Annotated in this window: 1 protein-coding gene; it reads left to right on the top strand. The window is 44.0% G+C overall.

What is annotated here, in order from left to right:
- A partial coding sequence (locus tag D8863_RS10810) for a type II secretion system F family protein (RefSeq protein ID WP_260469809.1) occupies positions 1 to 611 on the top strand: 611 nt, incomplete at both ends.

The following is a 611-nucleotide window of genomic DNA, read 5'->3' on the forward strand; positions in this document are numbered from 1 at the left end:
GAAGAATATCTGGACAATCTGGCCAAGGTCAAGAAAAAATTAATCGAAGTGGCGACTTATGAAGAATATCTGGACAATCTGGCCAAGGTCAAGAAAAAATTAATCGAAGTGGCGACTTATCCCCTGATTTTGCTGGGCTTTCTCCTGCTAATCATGCTGGGGTTGAGGAACTATTTGCTGCCTCAACTGGACAGTAGCAATATCGCCACCCAAATCATTGGCAATCTGCCACAAATTTTTCTGGGACTAGTGTTGGTTTGCTCTCTGTCTCTACTCTTAGCTCTCACTTTCTACAAAAGAAGTACCAAGATGCGGGTCTTTTCGATGTTAGCGCGGATTCCCTTCCTAGGAATCTTTGTCCAGACTTATCTGACAGCTTATTATGCGCGTGAATGGGGCAATATGATTTCACAGGGAATGGAGCTGACGCAGATTTTTCAGATCATGCAGGAACAGGGTTCTCAGCTCTTTAAAGAAATCGGTCAAGATTTGGCTCAAGCCCTGCAAAATGGCCGCGAATTTTCTCAAACCATAGCGACCTATCCTTTCTTTAAAAAGGAGTTGAGTCTCATCATCGAGTATGGAGAAGTCAAGTCCAAGCTGGGGAGTGA

This window comes from Streptococcus oralis, assembly GCF_003943825.1.
Lineage (GTDB): Bacteria > Bacillota > Bacilli > Lactobacillales > Streptococcaceae > Streptococcus > Streptococcus oralis_CD.